The organism is Psychrobacter sp. 5A.1 (genome assembly GCF_030407455.1).
Classification (GTDB): Bacteria; Pseudomonadota; Gammaproteobacteria; order Pseudomonadales; family Moraxellaceae; genus Psychrobacter.
Genome location: NZ_JASDDJ010000124.1, coordinates 1 through 1,587 on the forward strand (window position 1 = coordinate 1; position 1,587 = coordinate 1,587).

Annotated in this window: 2 protein-coding genes and 1 pseudogene; all 3 read left to right on the forward strand. The window is 32.6% G+C overall.

Annotated elements, in window-relative coordinates; all coding sequences use genetic code 11:
• Positions 1–225: pseudogene (locus tag QL982_RS14350) on the forward strand (thiamine biosynthesis protein ThiF); the annotation flags it as partial.
• Complete coding sequence (locus QL982_RS14355) at positions 222–686, forward strand: Mov34/MPN/PAD-1 family protein (protein WP_290190437.1); 465 nt, start codon at positions 222–224, stop codon at positions 684–686. The pseudogene QL982_RS14350 and the gene QL982_RS14355, both read left to right, overlap by 4 nt.
• Positions 679–1,509: a DUF6602 domain-containing protein gene (locus QL982_RS14360; protein WP_290190438.1), complete on the forward strand. Its 831-nt coding sequence runs from the start codon at positions 679–681 to the stop codon at positions 1,507–1,509. Before QL982_RS14355 ends, QL982_RS14360 begins: the two co-directional genes overlap by 8 nt.
• Positions 1,510–1,587: the final 78 nt, after the last annotated feature.

A 1,587-nucleotide genomic window follows, 5' to 3' on the forward strand; every position in this document is an offset into this window, starting at 1 on the left:
TTCGTTAGACATCAGTTTGATAATATTTTAGAAAATGATGTTGAAGATTTATACAATCCTATAGGCTGTTGGAGTCCAACTTTTAAAGCTTCTTATAATGACATCTCTACACTTATACAGTTTGCTTTAAAACATATCAATATTATGATTAGTAACGAACAGCTAAATAGCTTTGTAATCAATCATGATGATAATTATGAGTCTTTGAAAGTGAGTAAGTTTTGACTATTACCAAACACTACAAGAATTTAAAATTAGTAGTCGAAGATAGCTTGTTAGAAAGTATTTATCAGTCAAGCTGTGTGCACTACCCTAAAGAGTATGGTGGTTTTCTGATTGGTAAATATTCTAATGATTTTAAAACCTTGTATATTGAACAATCAATTACAGCAGAGATTTTTAAGAGTAGTCGAGTTGAGTTTACTAGAGAATCTAACTATCTGAAATCCGAGTTTGAAAAATTATTTATAAACAAAGGACTCTACTATGTTGGTGAGTGGCATACTCATCCAGATGGTGAAGCATGGTATAGCTCAACAGATTTAAGTGCAATGATTAGCATTGCTCATGAGAAAAACGTGAAAATTGACAATCCTATCTTACTTATTTTGAGTATTACTAGCGATAGTTTGAGGGATTTTAATTTTTTTATATTAAATAATGAAAGGTTGAAATTGTATGAATAACATACCATTACCAGAATTATTTGCCAGTATGCAGAAACAGATGTCTGCTCAACTAAGCACTAACAGAGATTTTATACAGCATCCTGGTTCAAAAGGTGATTCGTTAGAGAATGCATGGATTGAATGGTTGAGAAGTTACTTACCTAATCGTTATAGTATAGATAAAGCAATTGTCATAGACCATAAAGGCAATACAAGCCATCAGATTGATGTTGTTATCTATGATAATTACTTTACTCCATTCATCTTTACACAAAATGGTTTCCATTATGTCCCTGCTGAAGGCGTATATGCAGTTTTTGAAGTTAAACCAGACATCAGAGGAAGCATTAAAGGTTCAGGGAACTATATAACTTACGCAGGCGAGAAGATTGAAAGTGTTCGACGCTTGACTCGTACATCTACATCAATGATTAATTCGGGAAGAACTTTTCCTGCTAGACCACTAACTAAAATTCTAGGCGGTATTCTAGCTACTACTAATACCTATGATAATCGTAATAATAAAACAATCGAGAAGCATATTAAAAGTTTGGTCAACCTTCAAGGTATTGATTTAGGCTGCGTTGTTGATTATGGCAGCTTCTTTGTTGATTATAATGGTGAAGAAAACACTGAAGAGCTTGATTTTATTAAACGAATAAATGAGTACTATGAAAAAAGAGAGTTCAAAGAATTACATTTTAGTCGACCTGAAAACTCTTTAATTACTTTCTTTATGCAATTAACTCAATATCTTCAGCAAGCTATAGGAACTATTCCAGCTATTGATTTGCAAGCTTATCTCAATGTTATTGGTGAAGAGATCGATAAAGAACTTTAAATATTTGGTGGTGTATCAAAAAGTATGCTGAGGAATTAAAGGAGGGGTGACAGCCGAAGCAAGATGATATATTTGAGG

What these genes read in the sequence shown, in the direction of transcription:
- QL982_RS14360 (WP_290190438.1), top strand. Translation starts at nt 679, where the DNA reads ATGAATAACATACCATTACCAGAATTATTTGCCAGTATGCAGAAACAG.